Source organism: Pseudomonas sp. GL-B-26 (genome assembly GCF_019947405.1).
Taxonomy (GTDB): domain Bacteria; phylum Pseudomonadota; class Gammaproteobacteria; order Pseudomonadales; family Pseudomonadaceae; genus Aquipseudomonas.
Genome location: NZ_JAGYGJ010000074.1, coordinates 1 through 20,310, shown reverse-complemented (window position 1 = coordinate 20,310; position 20,310 = coordinate 1). Strand labels below are relative to the sequence as shown.

Genomic DNA, 20,310 nt, shown 5'->3' with positions numbered 1-20,310 from the left:
GTTACGAGGGTATGCAAATAGCTCTGCCAGCAGAGCACTCATCCATTCCGATCCCCGCAGGAGGGCTGGCTCAGTACCTGCTTGCACTCGCTCGAAACATCCAGCCCAAAGCGGTCGTCAAGAGCAAACGAGGTCCGAAGGTGCCCAAACCAAAGGAGTGGCTTGAAGGCAAAGCCGCGAATGCCCACGTGTCGACGGATCGGGTGCTCAAGGCCGCTAAAGTCAAAAGACCTTGAAAGGGCTGGCCCTTACGGCGACTCACTTTTTTGACAAACGCCTCAAAAAAGTAAGCAAAAAAAGGCTCGCCCCGAGCGTCCGGCCCCTCGCTAAGGCTCGGCGTTCCTTCGTTCCGGTATCCATCCGGGGACACTGCCCTCCGGTCTGCTTCGCTACGACCTACATGCAGCGTGTTCGACTGCGTCGAACGGCGCTACGCGCCACTCCCCGGATGAACACCTCCACTCAGCCTCCCGAAGGGGCGGGTGGATCAAGATCAAAAGCTTGCAGGCGAGCTAACGCTCGGCCTGTTGAGTGGTGAGAAGCGGGTGTACACCCATCCCCTATAGGAGCTGTCGAGTGAAACGAGGCTGCGATCTTTTGATCTTGCTGTGGCTGTGGCTTTAGATCTTGATTCTGCTTTTGATCTCTCGCCCCTTCGGCAGGCCGAGCGTAGGTGTTCATCAGGGGGTTAGGCGCGTAGCGCCGTGCGGCGCAGCCGCACACATCGAGAGGAGGTCGTCGCGAAGCAGACCGTAGGCGATGCCCCCTGATGGATACCGGAGCGAGGGAACGCGGAGCTTTAGCGAGGCGCCGTACGCCGGGGCGAAGCCTTTTGCTTACTTTTCGGCGTCTGGAAAAGTGAGTCGCTGTAAGAGCGAAACCGCCAGCAGCCTTAGCCGCAGTAACGGATATACACACCGACCAACAAAACCCAATCACCCCACCTGATATCAAATCATTCAGCAAATGCGCAAACCGCCCAGGTTAACAAAACATAACGTGGCGTCGATTGTCAGACCTTTCCAAACCCCGATAGGATAAGCCAGCTTCCGAAGGGGCTCTAGATTGCGTATTTCAGGACTATGCTCCAGAAAAGGCAATCGCAAAGAACACCCTTATGGCGCCCAGAAAGGTTGAATGACCTAACAATAATAATGGGGGAAGGTCTATGAGTGAGCCTGTCATGGGTGTGGGTATCTGCCGCCCGCCGGCATTACGCAAATTCGCGTTGCTGGCTACAGCGCTCTCGCTGTTGGGCTGTGCCGTGCTGTCGGCACCTGTGCTGGCCTCTGCTGCGCCAGCATCCGACATTGTCTATTCCGTTGAATCTGCCAAAGCCAGCAAGAGCCTGATGCTCGACGTCGTGCATGCCGGCAAGCGCCTGGTGGCGGTCGGGGATCGCGGGCACATTTTGTATTCCGATGATCAGGGCGCGACCTGGACCCAAGCCAAGGTGCCGACGCGGCAACTGCTGACGTCGGTGTATTTCGTCGACGACAAACACGGTTGGGCCGTCGGCCATGACGCGCAGATCCTTGCAAGCGAGGACGGCGGCGTCACCTGGACCAAGCAATTCGAAGATCTGAAACGCGAATCGCCGCTGCTCGACGTCTGGTTCCAGGACGTCAACAGCGGCTTTGCCGTGGGTGCTTACGGCGCGTTGATGGCCACCACCGACGGTGGCAAGAACTGGGAAGATGTCAGCGATCGCCTCGACAACGAAGACCAGTACCACCTCAACGCCATTGCAGCGGTGAAGGATTCCGGGCTGTTCATCGTCGGTGAGCAGGGCAGCATGTTCCGCTCCGCCGATTGGGGCCAGACATGGGAGAAGCTTGAAGGCCCATACGAAGGCTCACTGTTTGGCGTGATCGGCACCGCTCAGGCCAACACGCTGCTGGCCTACGGGCTGCGGGGCAATCTGTTTCGCTCCACCGATTTCGGCACGACCTGGGAGCCGGTTGAACTCAAGGCCGCTCGCGGTGCGCTGGAGTTCGGTCTGTCCGGCGCGACGCTGCTCGACGACGGTTCCATCGTGATCGTCGGCAACGGTGGCTCGGTGATCCGCAGCGACGACAACGGCGAAACCTTCAGCGTGTTCAACCGTCCGGATCGCATTTCCGTTTCGGCAGTCACCGCAGCGGGCAACGGCAATCTGATTCTGGCAGGACAGGGCGGCGTTCGCGTCACCTCGCCAACCGGCGCCGGTGCAGAAAATGGAAAAAACGGGTCGTCCAAATGAGCCGGGCAAATAATAAGAAGGCGGGTCTATGACATCCTTGAGCACTCATCATCATGACAAGGCGACGTTTCTCGAACGCCTGATTTTCAACAACCGCCCGGCAGTGATCGTCATCTGTCTGCTGGTCAGTATTTTCCTGTTCTGGCAGGCGACGCTGATCCGGCCGTCCACCAGTTTCGAAAAAATGATCCCGCTCGAGCATCCGTTCATTCAAAAGATGATGGAGCATCGCAACGATCTGGCGAACCTGGGCAACACGGTGCGCATCTCGGTGGAAGCCACTGATGGCGACATCTTCTCCAAGGAGTACATGGAGACTCTGCGTCAGATCAATGACGAGGTGTTCTACATTTCCGGTGTTGACCGTTCCGGCCTCAAGTCTCTGTGGAGCCCGAGCGTACGCTGGACCGAAGTGACGGAGGAGGGCTTCGCCGGTGGTGAAGTGATCCCGCAGAGCTACAACGGCTCCCAGCAAAGCCTCGACCTGTTGCGCAACAACGTGCTCAAGTCCGGTCAGGTCGGGCGTCTGGTGGCCAACGACTTCAAGTCGAGCATTGTCGATATCCCGCTGCTGGAGTCCTACCCGGACCCGCAGGACCAGGGCAAGTTGCTGGCGCTGGATTACCGCAAGTTCTCTCACGAACTCGAAGACAAGATCCGCAACAAGTTCGAAGCCCAGAACCCCAACGTGCAGATCCACATCGTCGGTTTCGCCAAGAAAGTCGGCGACCTGATCGATGGCCTGGTCATGGTGGTGATGTTCTTCGGTGTCGCCTTCATCATCACGTTGATCCTGCTCTACTGGTTCACCAACTGCATGCGCAGCACCGTGGCGGTGTTGAGTACGACGCTGGTGGCGGTGGTCTGGCAGCTCGGTTTGATGCACTTCTTTGGTTTCGGGCTCGATCCCTACTCGATGCTGGTGCCGTTCCTGATCTTCGCCATTGGTATTTCCCACGGTGTGCAGAAGATCAACGGGATTGCCTTGCAGTCCAGCGAGGCGGACAACGCACTGACTGCAGCGCGACGCACGTTCCGTCAGCTGTTCCTGCCGGGGATGATTGCGATCCTCGCGGATGCGGTGGGTTTCATTACGCTGCTGATCATTGATATCGGCGTGATTCGTGAACTGGCCATCGGCGCCTCCATCGGCGTGGCGGTGATCGTGTTCACCAACCTGATCCTGCTGCCGGTGGCGATTTCCTACGTCGGCATCAGCAAACGCGCCGTCGAACGCAGCAAGAAAGACGCGCACCGCGAACACCCGTTCTGGCGTCTGCTGTCGAATTTTGCCAGCCCGAAAGTGGCGCCGGTGTCGATTGTTTTGGCCTTGTTGGCCTTCAGCGGCGGCCTCTGGTATAGCCAGAACCTGAAAATCGGTGACCTGGATCAGGGCGCTCCGGAACTGCGTCCGGACTCGCGCTACAACAAGGACAACAACTTCATCATCAGCAATTACTCCACCAGTTCCGACGTGTTGGTGGTGATGGTCAAGACCAAGTCCGAAGGCTGCTCGCGCTACGAAGCCATGGCGCCGATCGACGAGCTGATGTGGAAGATGCAGAACACCGAAGGCGTGCAGTCGGCGATCTCGCTGGTGACCGTGTCCAAGCAGATGATCAAGGGCATGAACGAGGGCAACCTGAAATGGGAAACCCTGTCGCGTAACCCGGACGTGCTGAACAACTCGATCGCCCGGGCTGATGGCCTGTACAACAACAGTTGCTCCCTGGCGCCGGTGCTGGTGTTCCTCAACGACCACAAGGCCGCCACGCTGGATCGCGCCGTGCACGCGGTGCAGGACTTCGCCAAGGAGAACAACAAGGAAGGCCTGGAATTCATCCTCGCCGCCGGTAACGCCGGGATCGAGGCCGCCACCAACGAGGTGATCAAGGAATCCGAGCTGACCATCCTGATCCTGGTGTACATCTGCGTCGCGACCATGTGCATGATCACCTTCCGTTCCTGGGCAGCGACGTTGTGCATCGTGCTGCCGCTGGTACTGACTTCGGTACTCGGCAACGCCCTGATGGCCTTCATGGGCATCGGCGTGAAAGTCGCGACCCTGCCGGTCGTGGCGCTCGGGGTGGGGATTGGCGTGGACTACGGGATCTACATCTACAGCCGTCTGGAAAGCTTCCTGCGTGCCGGTCTTCCGTTGCAGGAAGCCTATTACCAGACGCTGAAATCCACCGGTAAAGCTGTGTTGTTCACCGGACTGTGCCTGGCGATTGGCGTGTGCACCTGGATCTTCTCGGCCATCAAGTTCCAGGCCGACATGGGCCTGATGCTGACCTTCATGCTGCTCTGGAACATGTTCGGCGCACTGTGGCTATTGCCAGCACTGGCGCGGTTCTTGATCAAGCCGGAGAAACTGGCGGGGCAGAAGGGCAACTCGTTGTTCGCTCACTGATCCCAGCCTGAAATAAAAAAGCCGCAACCATGGTTGCGGCTTTTTTACATCTCAAATTCGACACAAACCCAATGTGGGAGCGGGCTTGCTCGCGAATGCGGTTGTACATTCAGCATTGATGTTGCCTGACACTCCGCCTTCGCGAGCAAGCCCGCTCCCACATTGGATTTGTGATGATTATGAGGGATCGGTACCCAGCACCGCATTCAACGCACTACGCGCATCATCCAACTGCACCAACGTGGCATGCCGCGCGCCCAACGCATCACGATTCTCGATAGCCGTCAGAATCGCCTTATGCCGTGGCAAGGCCAGTTCATGCAGATTCGGTCGCTGGTTGGAATGCTTCAAGGCTTCGGCAATTGCCACCGACAGCATGTTGCACAGGTTGGCCAGCAAGTCGTTATGAGTCGCATCGGCAATCCGGCTATGGAAATCCAGGTCCGGTTGCAGCAGCGCTTCCGGCGTCGGCGCCGCTTCCATACGTTGGTAGGCTTCACCGATCGAGGCGATGTCAGCGTCCGTGGCGAACTGCGCAGCGAGGGCGGCCGCTGCGGGTTCAATGATGCTGCGTACGCTGGTCAGCAAATCGAAAAATTCATTTTGCGGGCTGCTTTGCATCAGCCAGTGCAGCACATCCGGATCGAGCATGTGCCATTCCTTGCGCTGCTTGACCACCGTGCCCACTCGCGGACGGGAATACACCAGACCCTTGGCGACCAATACCCGGGTGGCTTCGCGCAGGACTGGACGGCTGACCGCGTACTCCTCGCACAACAGGGCTTCGGCGGGCAGCTTGTCACACGGCTTGAAGCGCCCGGAAACGATCTGCATGCCCAGTTCCTGGACGATGCGCGAGTGCATGCTTTTGCGGTCGGAGGGTTTGCGGTAATCCATGGGGAGCGGCGCGATCCTGTGGGGTTGGGGTGCCGCGCATGATAACAGGCGCGGCGGGCAATCATCAGATGTGAAGTCGTCGAGTGCTCTGTGGCGAGGGAGCTTGCTCCCGCTGGGCTGCGAAGCGGCCCCAATACCGGTTATCGCGATGTGTCAGAAATATCGCGGTGACTGATTTACGACTGTTACACAGCCGAGCGGGAGCAAGCTCCCTCGCCACAGGTTTTTGCTGTGAATGCAGAGCTGTCGGTGTTAGTGAGAGTGGCGCGGTACTTCAGAACCACGGCAACCGACCAGGAAGTCGAAATCGCAACCCTGATCCGCCTGCAGCACATGATCAATGTACAACTGACGATAACCACCCACGATCAATTGCTGCGGTGGCTGCAGATCAGCCATGCGCGCCGCCAGTTCGGCGTCGGGAATGTCCAGGTGCAGACGACCGTTGGCGCAGTCGAGTTCGATCCAGTCACCTTCCTTCACCGTCGCCAAAGGTCCGCCAGCGGCCGCTTCCGGGGCTACGTGCAGAACGACAGTGCCGTACGCCGTGCCACTCATGCGCGCATCGGAAATGCGCACCATGTCCGTCACGCCCTGAGCGAGCAACTTGGCCGGCAAGCCCATGTTGCCGACTTCGGCCATGCCCGGATAACCCTTCGGACCGCAGTTCTTCATCACCAGAATCGAGTTGGCATCTACCTCCAGCTCCGGATCGTTGATCCGTGCCTTGTACATGTCGAAGTTCTCGAACACCACCGCACGGCCGCGATGTTGCATCAGTTCGGCGCTGGCGGCTGAAGGCTTGAGCACCGCACCGAGTGGCGCCAGGTTGCCGCGCAACACGCAGATGCCGCCGTCGGCGCGGATCGGGTTGTCGAGGGTGCGGATCACTTCGTCCTGGCCGTAGATCGGCGCGTCTTTAGTGTTCTCGCCGAGGGTCTTGCCGTTGACGGTCAGGGCATTCGGATTCGGAATCAGGTTGGCTTCACCCAGACGACGCAGCACCGCTGGCAGGCCGCCGGCGTAGTAGAACTCTTCCATCAGGAAACGTCCGGACGGTTGCAGGTCGACGATGGTCGGCATGCCGCGACCGATGCGGGTCCAGTCATCCAGGTCCAGCTCCACGCCGATGCGCCCGGCAATGGCTTTCAAATGGATCACGGCGTTGGTTGAACCACCGATCGCAGCGTTCACCCGAATGGCGTTTTCGAAGGCCTCTTTGGTGAGGATTTTCGACAGCTTCAAATCTTCGCGAACCATCTCCACCGCGCGCATGCCGGACATGTGCGCCAGCACATAACGACGCGCATCGACGGCAGGAATCGCCGCGTTGTGGGGCAGGGAAGTGCCGAGGGCTTCGGCCATGCAGGCCATGGTCGACGCGGTGCCCATGGTGTTGCACGTACCGGCCGAGCGGGACATGCCACCCTCGGCCGCAAGGAAATCGTCGATGGTGATGGTGCCGGCTTTCACTTGTTCGCTGAGCTGCCAGACCACGGTGCCCGAACCAATGTCCTGACCTTTGTGCTTGCCGTTGAGCATCGGCCCGCCGGTGACGACGATCGCCGGCACGTCGCAACTGGCCGCGCCCATCAACAACGCCGGGGTGGTTTTGTCGCAACCGGTCAGCAGCACAACACCGTCAATCGGGTTGCCGCGAATCGCTTCTTCGACGTCCATGCTCGCCAGGTTGCGGGTGAGCATGGCGGTTGGACGCAGGTTCGACTCGCCGTTGGAGAACACCGGGAATTCCACGGGAAAGCCCCCGGCCTCGATCACCCCACGTTTGACGTGCTCCGCAATCTGGCGGAAATGCGCGTTGCACGGGGTCAGTTCCGACCAGGTGTTGCAGATGCCGATGATCGGCTTGCCGTGGAACTGGTGGTCGGCGATGCCCTGATTCTTCATCCAGCTGCGGTACATGAAGCCGTTCTTGTCGGCAGTGCCAAACCATTGGGCGGAGCGCAGGGTGGGTTTCTTATCAGACATGATCGGTTCTCTTATTGTATGACTATATTGTTCGGACTGATGCGTAACATAGGCGCAAATTCGGCCGTTTGGAAGTGTTGTTGCATAAATAGTATTACTATATAGTCCGTTTCAACGGAGGGATTGCCCTGGCGGTTTTCCGCGAGAGGCGTCCCCCGAGGTTCTATAACAACAACAATCGGAGACCGATCTCATGAGCCAGGAACTGCGGCTTATTCGTCGCATCACGCTGAAACTGATTCCCTTCCTGATCCTGCTGTACCTGATCGCCTATGTGGATCGCTCCGCCGTAGGCTTCGCCAAATTGCACATGGGCGCCGACCTCGGCATCGGTGACGCCGCTTACGGGCTGGGTGCCGGGCTGTTTTTCATTGGCTATTTCCTGCTGGAAATCCCCAGCAACCTGATGCTCGAACGCTTTGGCGCGCGGCGCTGGTTCGCGCGGATCATGGTCACCTGGGGCGCCATCACCATCGGCATGGCCTTCGTCCAGGGGCCGCACAGTTTCTATGTGATGCGCTTTCTGCTCGGCGCGGCGGAAGCCGGGTTCTTTCCGGGCGTTCTCTACTACATCACCCAGTGGTTCCCGGTGCGCCATCGCGGCAAGATCCTCGGGTTGTTCATCCTTTCCCAACCCATCGCCATGTTGATCACTGGCCCGGTGTCCGGCGTTCTGCTTGGCATGGACGGCGTTCTCGGCCTGCATGGCTGGCAGTGGCTGTTCATCGTCATCGGCGCCCCGGCGATCCTGTTGACCTGGCCGGTGCTGCGCTGGCTGCCGGATGGTCCGAAACAGGTGAAGTGGATGGACCAGGCCGAAAAGGACTGGCTGACCGGCGAACTGAAGAAGGATCTTGAGGAGTACGGCCAGACCCGCCACGGTAATCCGTTGCACGCCCTCAAGGACAAACGTGTCTTGCTGCTGGCGCTGTTCTATCTGCCGGTGACCTTGAGCATCTACGGCCTGGGTTTGTGGTTGCCGACTCTGATCAAGCAGTTCGGTGGCACGGACCTGGTCACTGGTTTCGTGTCGTCGGTGCCGTACATCTTCGGGATCATCGGTTTGTTGATCATTCCGCGCAGTTCCGACCGCTTGAATGATCGCTACGGCCACTTGGCAGTGCTTTACGTGTTGGGTGCCATCGGCCTGTTCCTCAGCGCGTGGCTAACGGTGCCGGTGCTGCAACTGGCGGCGTTGTGCCTGGTGGCCTTCGCGCTGTTTTCCTGCACCGCGGTGTTCTGGACCTTGCCGGGCCGCTTCTTTGCCGGCGTCAGTGCGGCGGCCGGGATCGCCTTGATCAACTCGGTGGGCAACCTCGGCGGTTACATCGGTCCGTTCGTGATCGGCGCGCTCAAGGAATACACCGGCAACCTGGCTTCGGGCCTGTACTTCTTGTCCGGTGTGATGGTGTTCGGGCTGGTGTTGACCGGCGTGGTTTATCGCCTGCTGGAACGCAAGCACGTACTGCCGGCCGACCAGTTCGCTGCCAGCGCCCGTGGCGCTACCCGCACCTGAGCCATCACAAAAATCCCCTGTGGGAGCGGGCTTGCTCGCGAATGCGGTCTTCCATTCAACATTGATGTTGGCTGACACAGCGCTTTCGCGAGCAAGCCCGCTCCCACACTTGATCGACGGTGTTTTCGAATTTTGTTTACAGGAGAAAATCATGCGTTTAGTTCAGTTCGAATTGAGTAACGGCGAGCGCCGGGTGGGCGTGGTCGAAGACGGTCTGGTGCGCGAAGTGCAGGAAGCACGCACGGTTCGCGATCTGGCGTTGGCCGCGATCGAGGCGGGCGTCAATCTTGAGCAACAGGTGAAAACCCTGGGCCTGGGCATCAGCCATGACTATGCAGAACTGTTGGCCACGTTGCGCATCCTGCCACCGCTGGATCACCCGGACCCGGCGCACATGCTGGTCAGCGGTACGGGCCTGACCCATCTGGGCAGTGCGTCGGCGCGGGACAAGATGCATCAGCAAATCGGTGACGAAGCGGCGATGACCGACACCATGCGCATCTTCAAATGGGGCGTGGAGGGCGGCAAACCGACGGCGGGGCAGGCCGGCGTACAACCGGAATGGTTCTACAAGGGCGACGGCAGCATCGTCGTGCGTCCGGGCCAACCGTTCCCGCTGCCACCGTTTGCCGAAGACGCGGGGGAGGAGCCGGAGCTCAGCGGTCTCTACGTCATCGGCCACGACAGCAAACCGTATCGCCTCGGTTTTGCCGTGGGCAACGAGTTCTCCGATCACGTCATGGAGCGCAAAAATTACCTGTACCTGGCGCACTCGAAATTGCGCAGTTGCAGTTACGGCCCGGAACTTCGGGTCGGTGAATTGCCGGAGCATCTGGCAGGCACCAGCCGCATCCTGCGTGACGGTGAAGTGCTGTGGCAGAACGAGTTTCTCAGTGGCGAGGCCAACATGTGCCACAGCCTGGAAAACCTCGAGTACCACCATTTCAAGTACAGCCAGTTCCTGCGCCCGGGCGATGTGCACATTCACTTCTTCGGTACCGCGACCCTGTCCTTTGCTGACGGCATTCGCACCCGGCCGGGTGACGTGTTCGAGATCAGTCAGGCCCAGTTCGGTGCTCCGTTGATCAACGGTATTGCACCGGTTGAAGCGGCGTTCGAGCCCGGCACCGTTGGCACCCTTTAAGGAGATAGGCATGATCCAGATTCTTGGTCACAACTACATCGGCGGTCAGCGCAGCGCTGCCGGCGAAATCATCGTCAAAAGCGTTGATGCCAACACGGGCGAAAACCTGCCTTACAGTTTCCACCAGGCCACCCTCGAAGAAGTCGATGCCGCCGCCAAGGCTGCCGCTGCCGCCTACCCGGCCTATCGCAGCCTGAGTGCCGAACGCCGGGCGCAATTTCTCGACGCGATTGCCGATGAACTGGACGCGCTGGGTGATGACTTTGTAGCGCTGGTCTGCCGCGAAACCGCGCTGCCAGCGGCACGCATTCAAGGCGAACGCGGTCGCACCAGTGGCCAGATGCGCCTGTTCGCCAAAGTGCTGCGTCGCGGTGATTTCTATGGGGCGCGGATTGATCAGGCACTGCCGGAGCGCCAACCGTTGCCGCGTCCGGACCTGCGCCAATACCGCATCGGCCTCGGGCCGGTCGCGGTGTTTGGTGCGAGCAACTTTCCGCTGGCGTTCTCTACGGCGGGCGGAGACACCGCTTCAGCATTGGCCGCCGGTTGCCCGGTGGTGTTCAAGGCCCACAGCGGTCACATGGCCACCGCTGAACGGGTGGCCGACGCGATCATTCGCGCCGCAGAAAAAACCGGGATGCCGGCCGGCGTGTTCAACATGATCTACGGCGGCGGGGTCGGCGAAGCGCTGGTCAAGCATCCGGCGATTCAGGCGGTAGGCTTTACCGGTTCGTTGAAAGGTGGTCGTGCATTGTGCGACATGGCTGCCGCACGTCCACAACCGATCCCGGTGTTCGCCGAGATGTCGAGCATCAACCCGGTGATCGTGTTGCCGGAGGCACTGCAAGCCCGCGCCGAATCGGTCGCCCGCGACCTGACCGCTTCGGTGGTTCAGGGCTGTGGTCAGTTCTGCACCAATCCCGGGCTGGTGATCGGTATTCGTTCGCCGCAGTTCAGCGCGTTCGTGCAGCAGGTGGCGGGTCTCATCGGCGATCAGCCGGCGCAAACCATGCTCAATGCCGGGACCTTGGGCAGCTATGGCAAAGGCCTGCAAAAACTCCTCGCTCATCCCGGCATCGAGCACCTGGCCGGCAGTACGCAACAAGGCAATCAGGCGCAACCCCAGCTGTTCAAGGCGGATGTCAGCCTGTTGATCAATGGCGATGAAGTGCTGCAGGAAGAAGTATTCGGCCCGACCACGGTGTTTGTCGAAGTCGTCGATCAGACGCAGCTCAGCGCCGCATTGAACGGTCTTCACGGACAGCTGACGGCGACGATCATTGGCGAGCCGGCGGACTTCGAGCAGTTCGCTGAGCTGACGCCGTTGCTGGAACAGAAGGTCGGACGGATCCTGCTGAACGGTTATCCGACCGGGGTGGAAGTCTGCGATTCGATGGTCCACGGCGGTCCGTATCCGGCGACATCCGATGCGCGCGGCACGTCGGTGGGTACGTTGGCCATCGACCGTTTCCTGCGCCCGGTGTGCTTCCAGAACTATCCGGACAGCCTGCTGCCGGATGCCTTGAAGAATGGCAATCCGCTGCGTATTCAGCGATTAGTGGACGGTCAGCCTTCGCGCGACGCCCTCTAACGGCGAGTACAATCCCCTGTGGGAGCAAGCTCGCTCCCACATCGGACTTAGGCGCAATGAGCTATCATTGCGTCTTTCCCATTCAAAGATTGACTGCCATGACTGCCGCAACCGACACCTTGCTCGCCACCCTCGAACACTGCGATATGGTGGAAATCGACGGGCTGCACGCCTTCGAATTCTCCCTCGATGAAGACGATAACCTGCACATCGAATGCCTGGACGGTCGTGTGTCCAAGCACTGGGAGTTCACCCCGGCCGAAGTCCAGGCCGCGACCTTCGATCCAACCCTGCAAAGCTGGCTGATCACCGGCAGTTCCGGCGAGCACCGGTTGGTCTGCATGACCGCGTTCCGCGGTGATGACGAAGAGGAAGCGAATGAGGATGCGTAAGCTCTGGCCACTGTTGATGGCCGGCAGCGTCGGCGCGATGGGGTTTCAGGCTGCGTCGGCCGACGACTATCAGTTGCTGGTCGGCTCCTACACAGCCGGTCAGAGCCAGGGGATTTATCGCCTGAACTTCGACGCCGCCACCGGGCAGATCGATGCCAGGCCGCTGCAAGTGGTCAAGAGCGAAAACCCATCCTGGCTGACCCTGTCCAAGGATCAGCGTCACCTGTTCGTGGTCAACGAAAACGGCCCGGGACAGACCGATCCGGTAGGGCGCGTCAGCAGTTATGCGATCGATCCCAAAACCCATGAACTGAGCCTGATCAATCAGGTGCAGAGCCTGGGCAACGAGCCGACGCATTCGGGCCTCAGCGTTGACGCCGGTCATCTGTTTGTCAGCAACTATTCGGTGGCTGAAGATCCGGGTGGCACCCTGGCGGTGTTGCCGGTGGGCGTCGATGGCACGCTCAAACCGGTGGTGCAGATGAGCAGCCATCCATCGAGCCGGGTCAATCCCGAGCGGCAGATGTCGGCACACGTGCATTCCACGGTTTCCTCGCCGGACGGCCAGTATGTGTTCTCCAATGACCTGGGCGCCGACAAGATCTTCGCCTACCGCTTCGACCCCAAGGCCAACCCGGAACTGCCCTTGACCGCCGCTACACCGGCGTCCGTCCAGTTGCCACCCGGCAGCGGTCCGCGTCATCTGCTGTTCAGCGCCGATGGCAAGCACGCGTGGCTGACCATGGAAATGAGTGCGCAGGTTGCGGTGTTCGATTACAAGGACGGTCAACTCAAGCAAACGCAAATGGTTGAGTTGGCGACGGGGCAACCCGTTTCGGACAAGGCAACCGCCGCACTTCACGCGTCGCGCGATGGCAAGTTCCTCTACGTCAGCAACCGTGGTACCGCCAATCAATTGCTGGTGTTTGCCATCGATCCTGCGACCGGCCACCTCAAGGAGCTGCAGCGCCGTTCCGTAGAAGGTGACCACCCGCGCGAGTTCAGCCTCGATCCGAGTGGCAAGTTCTTGCTGATCGCCAACCAGAAAAGCAACCAGATTGTCGTCGTCGAGCGCGATTCAAAGACAGGCCTGCTGGGTAAAACCGTGCAAAAACTGCCGATGGATGCCCCGAGCGACCTCAAGTTCCTGGTGCGTCAATAGGCCGCAGGCCCCGGTTGATGGGGCCTGCATCCTTCTATTAATGACGCTGATATCTGCTAATGCCACAAAAGATTTCAAGGCGCCAACCTCGAAGGTTAAGTTTGCTTCACGGCCCCACCGGGCAAGCAAGCCAACTGAATCCGAGGAACATCGCCATGAACTTCAATCTCTTCTCCGTAATCGCCGCTTCCGCTATCTCTGCCACCGTTGCTCTGCCAGCCAGCGCCAACGTTGAAATCAGCGACAAAAAATCCCACGCCCAGAGCTACACCCAGAAATACCTGCAACAGAGCGCCAACTTTTACGCGGCTCTGGATCACAAGACCCAAGCCTGAAATTCGAACCCTGCACCCTTTATGCAGGAGCGAAGTCACTTGCGCCGATCGAGCTGAAAAGCTTTGAGAAACCTGAGTGATGTCGCTCCTGCATAACGCGTTTACGACAGCATCATATTGCTATCAATGTATTGCTTGATATCACATGGCCATGAGTTTAAATTTGACGCTGATTTTTTGACTCCTTCTCATGATAAGGATCGACAGCATGGCAATGCGTCTGGCCGTGGTTCTTCTGTTTCTCTATTCCACCCCCATTCTTTCGGCTGCCCAGCCCGTTCCAGACGAGCCGGATGCGGCCCGCGAACGCATGATGAGTTTTATTGAAGACTGAAATAGACTGGCTTAATGATCAACGAAGCTGATGGTTACTATGGATAACCCTGAGTGGTTATCACCGCTTTATTGATCGATTCTGTGGGCATCGAAACATGCCTGCGGAGAACATCATGGCCAGCTCAATCATCACTTCTGCCAAACACGGCGCCTATCTGGCTATCGCTCTTTACGTAGCCATGGTGCTGGTTTTCAGCCTCTCGCCTCAATCGCAACAGACCCTCGATGCGCCGATTCAAGTCGCTCATCCCGGCATCCAGTTTGAACACCGTTCGCAAACCGCAATGGTCGATCAGGCTGAACTCGCAGGAGTCGCCGGGGAATGAAAGGGCACAGACTTTGGGTCATCGCCTTCCTGGCGTTCATGACCAATGGATCCTCGTTGTTGGGGATCGGACAGGCCTCGGCGGGGTCGGTGGCGCGGACTATAGAAGCCAATCACAACCTTGCTCGTAACATTGAAACTGCGAAGGCCCTGGGGCTGTTGGCCGGCAATCCGCCAATCGAACGCCAGAACGATTTCTTCGGGCCGTTCCACGTGGATTGCTCGGCGTTGCAGATGTGTTCAGTGTTGGCGTGAGTCGGTGTTATTTCTGCATCACGCCAGTAAATAGCTCCGACTCCAGAAACCGCTGCAACCAGCCCTGCAAACGCCGATAGGGCGTCTGCCCGAACCACTCGCGATCGACATGGGCGAATTGCCGTACGAACGGCATCAGCGCCACATCTGCCAGACTCGGATGCTCGGCCAGCAAGTAGTCGCGTCCCTCCAGCAACTCATCGAGCCTGTGCAAAAACACCTCGCCCTCGGCGCGATAAAACGTCATCGGATGCTCGGGATATCGTTCGGCGTACTTGTAGCGATTCAGGTGCACCTTGAACACCTGATCGTTTTCTTCGATCAGCCCGGCGATGAGTTGCTGACCGACAGGGTCATCCTTGAGCAACCAATCCTGCGGATCGCTCTGCGCCAGGGCCCAGAGCATGATCGCCAGGCTTTCATCGATCACCTGACCGTCGACGCTCAGCACCGGTACTGTGCCTTTGCTCGACAGCGCCAGCATTTCGGCAGGTTTGGCCTTCAGGCTGACCTCGACAATGTTCACCGCCACGCCGGAGTAGCGCAGGGCCATGCGCGCCCGCATCGCGTAGGGGCAGCGGCGGAAGGAATACAGCGTATTCATTTCACCTCCAGCGTACTCAGGCCGTTGCCCTGACGGCGGACCTGAATCTGCACCGGAATCCGTTCATGCATTTCCTGCACGTGTGAAATCACCGCGACTTTTCGTCCCTGCGCTTGCAAGCCGTCGAGAGCATCCATGGCCAGTTGCAGGGATTCCGGATCAAGGCTGCCGAAGCCTTCATCGATGAACAGCGATTCGATTTTCAGCGTGCTCGATGCCATGGACGCCAAACCGAGCGCCAGAGCCAGCGACACCAGGAACGTCTCGCCGCCGGACAACGAATGCACCGAACGCAGTTCATCACCCATCTCGGTGTCCATCACCAACAAACCGAGCATGCTACCGCCACGTTTGAGGCGATAGCGCCGCACCAGTTGGCGCAACTGAACGTTGGCGTGATGCACCAGCAGGTCGAGGTTGTAGGCCTGGGCGATCTTGCGGAAGGTGTCGCCCGTGGCCGAACCGATCAGTGCATTCAAACGTGCCCAGCGCTGGTACTCGGTGTAGGCATCGGCAATCTGCTGCGCGAGGGCCTGATTGGCGTTTTGCCGGCGCTGATCCTCAGCCTGTTCGGCGCGCAGTTCGGCGCAACGGTGTTCGCTGGCGGTGAACAGGTTTTGCAGCTCGGCAAGCGCTGTCGCTAGTTGTTCGGCGTCGAGATTGCCGTTGTGCTGTGCTTGATGATTGAGCAGACGCTGATCGCGTTCCTGCAACAGAACCTTGGTCTGTTCGATGGCTTTTTCGCTTTGCTGCAATTGCTGACGCAGTTCGCTGACCCGCTGGTCGTCGACACTCAGCAGATCTTCCAGACCACCGTCATCCAGTTCCGGATGCAATGCGCGCCAGTCGGCAATCTTGCCGCTCAGCTCGCGATCTTCGGTTTCCAGTGCCTGCGAGCGTTCCTGCTGGGCCTTGAGTTCGGCGCCCAGCTGTACCAGCCGCGTACGCACGGTTTGCAGTTCCTGATTGGCCGTCGCCTCAGCATTGCGCGCCTGTTCGACGGCTTGATCCTGTTGCTGCTGCCACTGCTCGGCGCTGGCGTGTTCGCCGAGCAATTGCGTGAGTTTTTGCTGGCAGGCCTGTTGCTGGTCGGCGAGGGCGGTGAACTGCTGGCGGGCCGTTTCCAACTGTTGGAGGCGAGTGAGTTGGCGGTCCTGTTCTTTCTCCAGCGTCTGCTGCCGTTGTTGCTGTTCGCCGAGTTCATCGCGCTGCTGATCGAGTTGTTCCAGCCGCTGGGTGATCTGCCGGTCCAGTTGCATGAAGGTCGCGGCCGGTTCGTTGCGCAACGCTTGCAGCGTATCGGCCGGGAGCAGGGTGCTGAACGCCGTCAACTCCTCGTCCAGACGCTGGCGATCACTGGTCAACTCACGTTGCTGGTTGGCCAGGTGCTGGGCAGCTTGCTGGTTCGCCGCTTCAGCGCTACGCAGTTGCTGTTGAAGGCGCGCGGCGTCCTGTTGCAGGGTGAGCAGCGCGGTTTGCCGTTGTTCGTCCTGAGTGATGCTTTGGTTCAACTGGTTGTTTTGCTGCACCAGCCAGGCATCGCGTTTAGCCGCATCCTGCGTCAACAGCTGTGCAGATAACGGATGTGCTTCAAGGCTCGGCGCCAGGCCCTGTTGCTGGGTCGCGAGGTGTTCTTGCTGTTGCAGCAACTCCTTTTGCTGCGCAATCACGCCGCCCACTTCAGCGCGCAGGTCAGTGAGCTTTTCTTTCAGCAGGTCGACGGCTTTTTGGGCGTTGGCCTGTTCGCTTTCATCATGCCGGCCAAGGCTCTGCAGCAGGGCTTCGGGCTGATGATAGGGATGGTCGGGGCTGCCACAGACCGGGCACGGCTGATCGTCCTGCAACTGCTCGCGCAGTTCTTCGACGCTGGCGCTGCGGGCCAGGCGCTGGCGTTCCAGCAGCTCGCGGGTAACGGTCAGGGTCTGTTCGGCAACGACCAATTCATTCTTGGCTTTCACACCGTCCTGGGTCAGACGTTCTCGTTCCTGCTGAGCGGTCAGCTGGCGCTGCTGGAGTTCGGACGCGCGCTTGTCCAGTTCCTGCTGACTGGCCCACAGGCGCGTCAGCTCTTCAAAGGCACGCTGCTGCTTGCGGTTATCCTGCAACAGACTACCGAGAATCTGAATCTGCTCGGCCACCGCTTCCGGTTCGGCGCCGGCCTCCTTGTACAGCACTTCGAGGCTCTGGCGCTGAGTGGACAGGTCCTCGGCAGCGCGAGCGGCGCTCTGTTCCAGGGCGGCCAGTTCGGCCTGGCCCTTGTTCAGGCGATTGCCGATCAGCATCAGCTGTTGCAGGCGATCACGGTAGGCGTTCCAGGCATCGCTCAACGGCGCCAGAGGGGTGCTTTGCTCAAGCTCCCCGGCAATCCGCTGCAAACGTTCGGCGACCTGTTTCTGTTGGTCTAGCAAGCCTTGGATCGTGTTTTGGCCCTGAGTGCAGGCCAGTTCCGCCTGCTGCTTGAGGTCGGCACTGAGACTGGCATCCTTGACCAGACGGGCGAGGGTGCTTTGCGCTTCGAAGGCTTGACGCAGCAGTGGAGCGCTTGAGGTGTGTTGGCTTTGGGCCTCGACCAGCGCGGTCTGCGCAGCACTCAGGCTGTGTTCGAGTAGCGCTTGGCGCTCATTCAGTTCGGTTTGATGTTGGGTGTGCTGCTGAATCTGCGCGGCCAGCGGTGTGAGCTGGGCAGTGAGTTCTGTCTTGCGGGCGAACTGGTGCCGTTGCGGGGCCAGTTGTTCCAGGCGAGTCAGCTTTAAACGTTCGCCGGCCAGACCTTCCCAGTGCTGCCGGGCCGATTGCAGCTGTTCGGTGGCGCTCTGCTGCTCGTCCTGCAACTGGCGCAAATCTTTGAGCCAGGTGTGTTGCAGTTCCAATTGCTTGAGTTGCGCTTGCTGGGTCTTGAGTTGCTGCTGAGCCTCGTTGAAGCGTTCATCGAGCTCGGCCCGGGCTTCTGGCGACAATGGCGTCACGCCGGTGGCCTGGTCCTGCAACAGCTTGTGGGTTTCGCGAGCCTCTTTTGTTTTGTCGAACGCCCGGCGACCGAGGCGCGTATAGAGCGCGGTGTCGGTGAGTTTTTCCAGCAGCTCGCTACGTTCGTTGTCGTTAGCCTTGAGGAAAGCACTGAATTCACTCTGAGCCAGCAGCACCGCGCGGGTGAATTGCTCGAAGTTCAGGCCCAGTACGGATTCGAGATGGATTTTGAATTCAACTTTCTGACTGGCCAGCAGTTGATCCAGATCGATGTCGCGCAAACTCTGACGGCTGGCTTGCAGCTTGCCGCCGGCCTTCTCGCGGGCGCGATTAGCCTCCCAGCGAGCGCGGTAGCGACGGCCATCGATGCCAACGAAATCTACTTCGGCATAACCTTCACCGGTGCCGCGACGCAGTAGCGTGCGGGGGTCGCCACTGCTGATCTCGCCATCGGCGTCTGGCGCTTTGGCAGACACCTGAGCATTGCTCAGCCGAGGCACGGCGCCGAACAGCGCCAGGCACAAGGCGTCGAGCAAGGTGCTTTTACCGGCGCCGGTCGGCCCGGTGATCGCGAACAGACCGGCGCTGGCCAACGGCTCAGCGGTAAAGTCGATTTCAAAAGGCCCGGCCAGTGAGGCGAGGTTTTTCAGGCGGATCGCGAGGATCTTCATGCTTGTTCGCTCTCCATCTGCACGTCTTGCAACAGCTCGGCGAAGTCCTTGAGGGTTTGCTCATCGACCTCGCTGCCGTAGTTGTCCTGCCAGGCGCGGCTGAACAGTTCCTGAGGTGAGAGCTGGTCGAGCTCGATCAAGGTCGTGCCGTCATCGACGCCATCGCGGCTGCCATTGCCGGCATATTCAGCGGCGATTCGCACCAGGCGCACGGCTTTGCCTTGCAGGGCGGTTTCCACTTGATAGCGCAAGTCGGGTTGCGGCTCATCGAGACGGACCCGAACTTCCAGCCACGGCTGGCGCTGGATATCGGCCAGCAGGTCAATGTTCGGCAAGTCGGCCAGTTGCAGCAGGATTTCCGCCAATGGCGCGGGACCGATGCGTTGCAGATTCACAGCCCGGGGGATCAGTTTGGGTTCGACGCTGACCAGGGTTTCGCCTTTCAATTGGATGTCGAGAATCTGGTGCTGATAGCCAATCTCGGAGAACGACAACGGAATTGGCGAGCCGCTGTAGCGGATACGCTCTTCACCATTGACCTTCTGCGGCTTGTGCAAGTGACCGAGGGCGACGTAACTGATGCTCGGCCCGAACAGGCTGGCGGGCAGCGCTTCGGCGTTGCCGATGATCAGGCTGCGCTCGGAGTCTTCCGACACCGAGCCGCCGGCCATGTGCGCGTGGCTGATAGCGATCAGCGCCTGACCTGGTTTGCGCTTGGCATTGGCCGCTTCGATCAGCCATTCGTGAACCTGACCGATACCGCGAAGGTAGTTGTCACCCAAATGCGCACCGGTCACTTCGGCGGGTCGCAGGAACGGCAGCGCCAGGCACCAGGCGACGGTTTTGCCTTTGGCATCCGGTAATGGCAGCAACAAGCGCTCGGCGTCGAGTTGACCATCATCCAGCCACAGCACACGGCCCAGCGCATGCGTGCGCAAACGCCGCATCAACGGCGCGGGCAATTCGATCCGCGAGCCGGAATCATGGTTGCCAGCGATCATCACGATGGTCAGCTTCGGTTGTTGTTCATGGGCGCTGACGATGAAATCGTAGAGACGTTCCTGGGCTTTGACCGGCGGATTGACCGTGTCGAAGATATCGCCGGCGATCAGCAGCACGTCTGGCTGGTCCAGCTTCAGCTGGCGCAGCAGCCATTCGAGAAAGCAGGCGTGTTCGAAGTCGCGTTCCTGGCCGTGCAGGTTCTGCCCGAGGTGCCAGTCGGAGGTATGAAACAGACGCAAGGTGAACTCCGTAGGAAATAAGGTGATGGCCGCGAGGAAAATGATGGCGGCTAAAGGGGAGGGAGTTTACTGGCAAACACGGTAGATGTGGCCACGGACTCCTTGTAATTGAATGGACTCGCCCAAGCCGAGGCGTCTGTGCGCCACGGTGGCATTCTTATAGAAGCCAACGACAGCGAGGGCGAGGCCATGAAAAAGCATACGACGATCAATCAGTCTTTGTCAGCCGA

General features: G+C 59.7%; 16 protein-coding genes and 1 pseudogene. 12 read left to right on the top strand and 5 right to left on the bottom strand.

The features are described 5' to 3' along the window. From KGB23_RS29075 to KGB23_RS29065, 3 genes and pseudogenes are all read left to right on the top strand, one after another. Window positions 1-236: pseudogene (locus tag KGB23_RS29075) on the top strand (IS4 family transposase); the annotation flags it as partial. Between the two features lie 932 nt (window positions 237-1,168). After that, the gene (locus KGB23_RS29070) at window positions 1,169-2,242 is read left to right on the top strand and encodes a WD40/YVTN/BNR-like repeat-containing protein (RefSeq protein ID WP_223433561.1); all 1,074 of its coding nucleotides are present in this window, start codon (window positions 1,169-1,171) and stop codon (window positions 2,240-2,242) included. A 28-nt stretch (window positions 2,243-2,270) separates the two neighbouring features. Continuing rightward, window positions 2,271-4,655 carry an efflux RND transporter permease subunit gene (locus KGB23_RS29065; protein WP_046049562.1) on the top strand — a complete coding sequence of 795 codons (2,385 nt, stop codon included), beginning with the start codon at window positions 2,271-2,273 and terminating at the stop codon, window positions 4,653-4,655. A 177-nt stretch (window positions 4,656-4,832) separates the two neighbouring features. Here the strand turns inward: KGB23_RS29065 and KGB23_RS29060 are convergent, their stop codons facing one another. Together KGB23_RS29060 and KGB23_RS29055 are read right to left on the bottom strand one after the other, a co-directional pair. Further along, window positions 4,833-5,552, bottom strand: coding sequence for a FadR/GntR family transcriptional regulator (locus KGB23_RS29060; protein WP_176471536.1), 720 nt, complete (start codon window positions 5,550-5,552; stop codon window positions 4,833-4,835). A gap of 252 nt (window positions 5,553-5,804) precedes the next feature. Continuing rightward, the gene (locus tag KGB23_RS29055; RefSeq protein ID WP_150657573.1) at window positions 5,805-7,541 is read right to left on the bottom strand and encodes an IlvD/Edd family dehydratase; all 1,737 of its coding nucleotides are present in this window, start codon (window positions 7,539-7,541) and stop codon (window positions 5,805-5,807) included. A gap of 193 nt (window positions 7,542-7,734) precedes the next feature. Between KGB23_RS29055 and KGB23_RS29050 the strand changes: the two genes are divergently transcribed. The 9 genes from KGB23_RS29050 to KGB23_RS29010 all read left to right on the top strand — a co-directional run bounded on the left by KGB23_RS29050 (window position 7,735) and on the right by KGB23_RS29010 (window position 14,597). Then, a complete protein-coding gene (locus KGB23_RS29050) occupies window positions 7,735-9,057 on the top strand; it encodes an MFS transporter (protein ID WP_223433560.1) in 1,323 nt (440 codons plus the stop codon). 151 nt (window positions 9,058-9,208) lie between these two features. Continuing rightward, window positions 9,209-10,201: an AraD1 family protein gene (gene araD1, locus KGB23_RS29040; RefSeq protein WP_223433559.1), complete on the top strand. Its 993-nt coding sequence runs from the start codon at window positions 9,209-9,211 to the stop codon at window positions 10,199-10,201. A 10-nt stretch (window positions 10,202-10,211) separates the two neighbouring features. Continuing rightward, a complete protein-coding gene (locus KGB23_RS29035; RefSeq protein WP_223433558.1) occupies window positions 10,212-11,792 on the top strand; it encodes an aldehyde dehydrogenase (NADP(+)) in 1,581 nt (526 codons plus the stop codon). A 98-nt stretch (window positions 11,793-11,890) separates the two neighbouring features. Beyond that, complete coding sequence (locus KGB23_RS29030) at window positions 11,891-12,184, top strand: DUF5629 family protein (RefSeq protein WP_223433557.1); 294 nt, start codon at window positions 11,891-11,893, stop codon at window positions 12,182-12,184. Next, entirely contained in the window at window positions 12,177-13,346 is a 1,170-nt protein-coding gene (locus KGB23_RS29025; RefSeq protein WP_223433556.1) for a lactonase family protein, read from the top strand. Before KGB23_RS29030 ends, KGB23_RS29025 begins: the two co-directional genes overlap by 8 nt. A 155-nt stretch (window positions 13,347-13,501) precedes the next feature. Then, window positions 13,502-13,681: a hypothetical protein gene (locus KGB23_RS29020; protein ID WP_008030101.1), complete on the top strand. Its 180-nt coding sequence runs from the start codon at window positions 13,502-13,504 to the stop codon at window positions 13,679-13,681. Window positions 13,682-13,889: 208 nt separating this feature from the next. Next, a complete protein-coding gene (locus tag KGB23_RS30195; protein ID WP_256580464.1) occupies window positions 13,890-14,015 on the top strand; it encodes a hypothetical protein in 126 nt (41 codons plus the stop codon). Window positions 14,016-14,130: 115 nt separating this feature from the next. After that, window positions 14,131-14,343 carry a hypothetical protein gene (locus KGB23_RS29015; protein ID WP_223433555.1) on the top strand — a complete coding sequence of 71 codons (213 nt, stop codon included), beginning with the start codon at window positions 14,131-14,133 and terminating at the stop codon, window positions 14,341-14,343. Next, window positions 14,340-14,597 carry a hypothetical protein gene (locus tag KGB23_RS29010; RefSeq protein ID WP_223433554.1) on the top strand — a complete coding sequence of 86 codons (258 nt, stop codon included), beginning with the start codon at window positions 14,340-14,342 and terminating at the stop codon, window positions 14,595-14,597. Before KGB23_RS29015 ends, KGB23_RS29010 begins: the two co-directional genes overlap by 4 nt. 7 nt (window positions 14,598-14,604) lie before the next feature. On the opposite strand, the gene KGB23_RS29005 is transcribed toward KGB23_RS29010, so the two are convergent. From KGB23_RS29005 to KGB23_RS28995, 3 genes are read right to left on the bottom strand one after another with little or no spacing between them, the layout of a single operon-like run. After that, window positions 14,605-15,201, bottom strand: coding sequence for a glutathione S-transferase (locus tag KGB23_RS29005; protein WP_223433553.1), 597 nt, complete (start codon window positions 15,199-15,201; stop codon window positions 14,605-14,607). Further along, window positions 15,198-18,839: an AAA family ATPase gene (locus tag KGB23_RS29000; RefSeq protein WP_223433552.1), complete on the bottom strand. Its 3,642-nt coding sequence runs from the start codon at window positions 18,837-18,839 to the stop codon at window positions 15,198-15,200. The genes KGB23_RS29005 and KGB23_RS29000 overlap by 4 nt, the downstream gene beginning before the upstream one ends. After that, complete coding sequence (locus KGB23_RS28995) at window positions 18,836-20,080, bottom strand: exonuclease SbcCD subunit D C-terminal domain-containing protein (protein ID WP_223433551.1); 1,245 nt, start codon at window positions 20,078-20,080, stop codon at window positions 18,836-18,838. Before KGB23_RS28995 ends, KGB23_RS29000 begins: the two co-directional genes overlap by 4 nt. Window positions 20,081-20,310 lie beyond the last annotated feature (230 nt).

Bases quoted from the DNA above. Each gene is read 5' to 3' on its own strand.
- KGB23_RS29070 (WP_223433561.1), top strand. From the start codon at position 1,169: ATGAGTGAGCCTGTCATGGGTGTGGGTATCTGCCGCCCGCCGGCATTA.
- KGB23_RS29060 (WP_176471536.1), bottom strand. From the start codon at position 5,552: ATGGATTACCGCAAACCCTCCGACCGCAAAAGCATGCACTCGCGCATC.
- KGB23_RS29020 (WP_008030101.1), top strand. From the start codon at position 13,502: ATGAACTTCAATCTCTTCTCCGTAATCGCCGCTTCCGCTATCTCTGCC.
- KGB23_RS29015 (WP_223433555.1), top strand. From the start codon at position 14,131: ATGGCCAGCTCAATCATCACTTCTGCCAAACACGGCGCCTATCTGGCT.
- KGB23_RS30195 (WP_256580464.1), top strand. From the start codon at position 13,890: ATGGCAATGCGTCTGGCCGTGGTTCTTCTGTTTCTCTATTCCACCCCC.
- KGB23_RS29050 (WP_223433560.1), top strand. From the start codon at position 7,735: ATGAGCCAGGAACTGCGGCTTATTCGTCGCATCACGCTGAAACTGATT.
- KGB23_RS29065 (WP_046049562.1), top strand. From the start codon at position 2,271: ATGACATCCTTGAGCACTCATCATCATGACAAGGCGACGTTTCTCGAA.
- KGB23_RS29010 (WP_223433554.1), top strand. From the start codon at position 14,340: ATGAAAGGGCACAGACTTTGGGTCATCGCCTTCCTGGCGTTCATGACC.
- KGB23_RS29025 (WP_223433556.1), top strand. From the start codon at position 12,177: ATGCGTAAGCTCTGGCCACTGTTGATGGCCGGCAGCGTCGGCGCGATG.
- araD1 (WP_223433559.1), top strand. From the start codon at position 9,209: ATGCGTTTAGTTCAGTTCGAATTGAGTAACGGCGAGCGCCGGGTGGGC.
- KGB23_RS29005 (WP_223433553.1), bottom strand. From the start codon at position 15,201: ATGAATACGCTGTATTCCTTCCGCCGCTGCCCCTACGCGATGCGGGCG.
- KGB23_RS29055 (WP_150657573.1), bottom strand. From the start codon at position 7,541: ATGTCTGATAAGAAACCCACCCTGCGCTCCGCCCAATGGTTTGGCACT.
- KGB23_RS29000 (WP_223433552.1), bottom strand. From the start codon at position 18,839: ATGAAGATCCTCGCGATCCGCCTGAAAAACCTCGCCTCACTGGCCGGG.
- KGB23_RS29035 (WP_223433558.1), top strand. From the start codon at position 10,212: ATGATCCAGATTCTTGGTCACAACTACATCGGCGGTCAGCGCAGCGCT.
- KGB23_RS29030 (WP_223433557.1), top strand. From the start codon at position 11,891: ATGACTGCCGCAACCGACACCTTGCTCGCCACCCTCGAACACTGCGAT.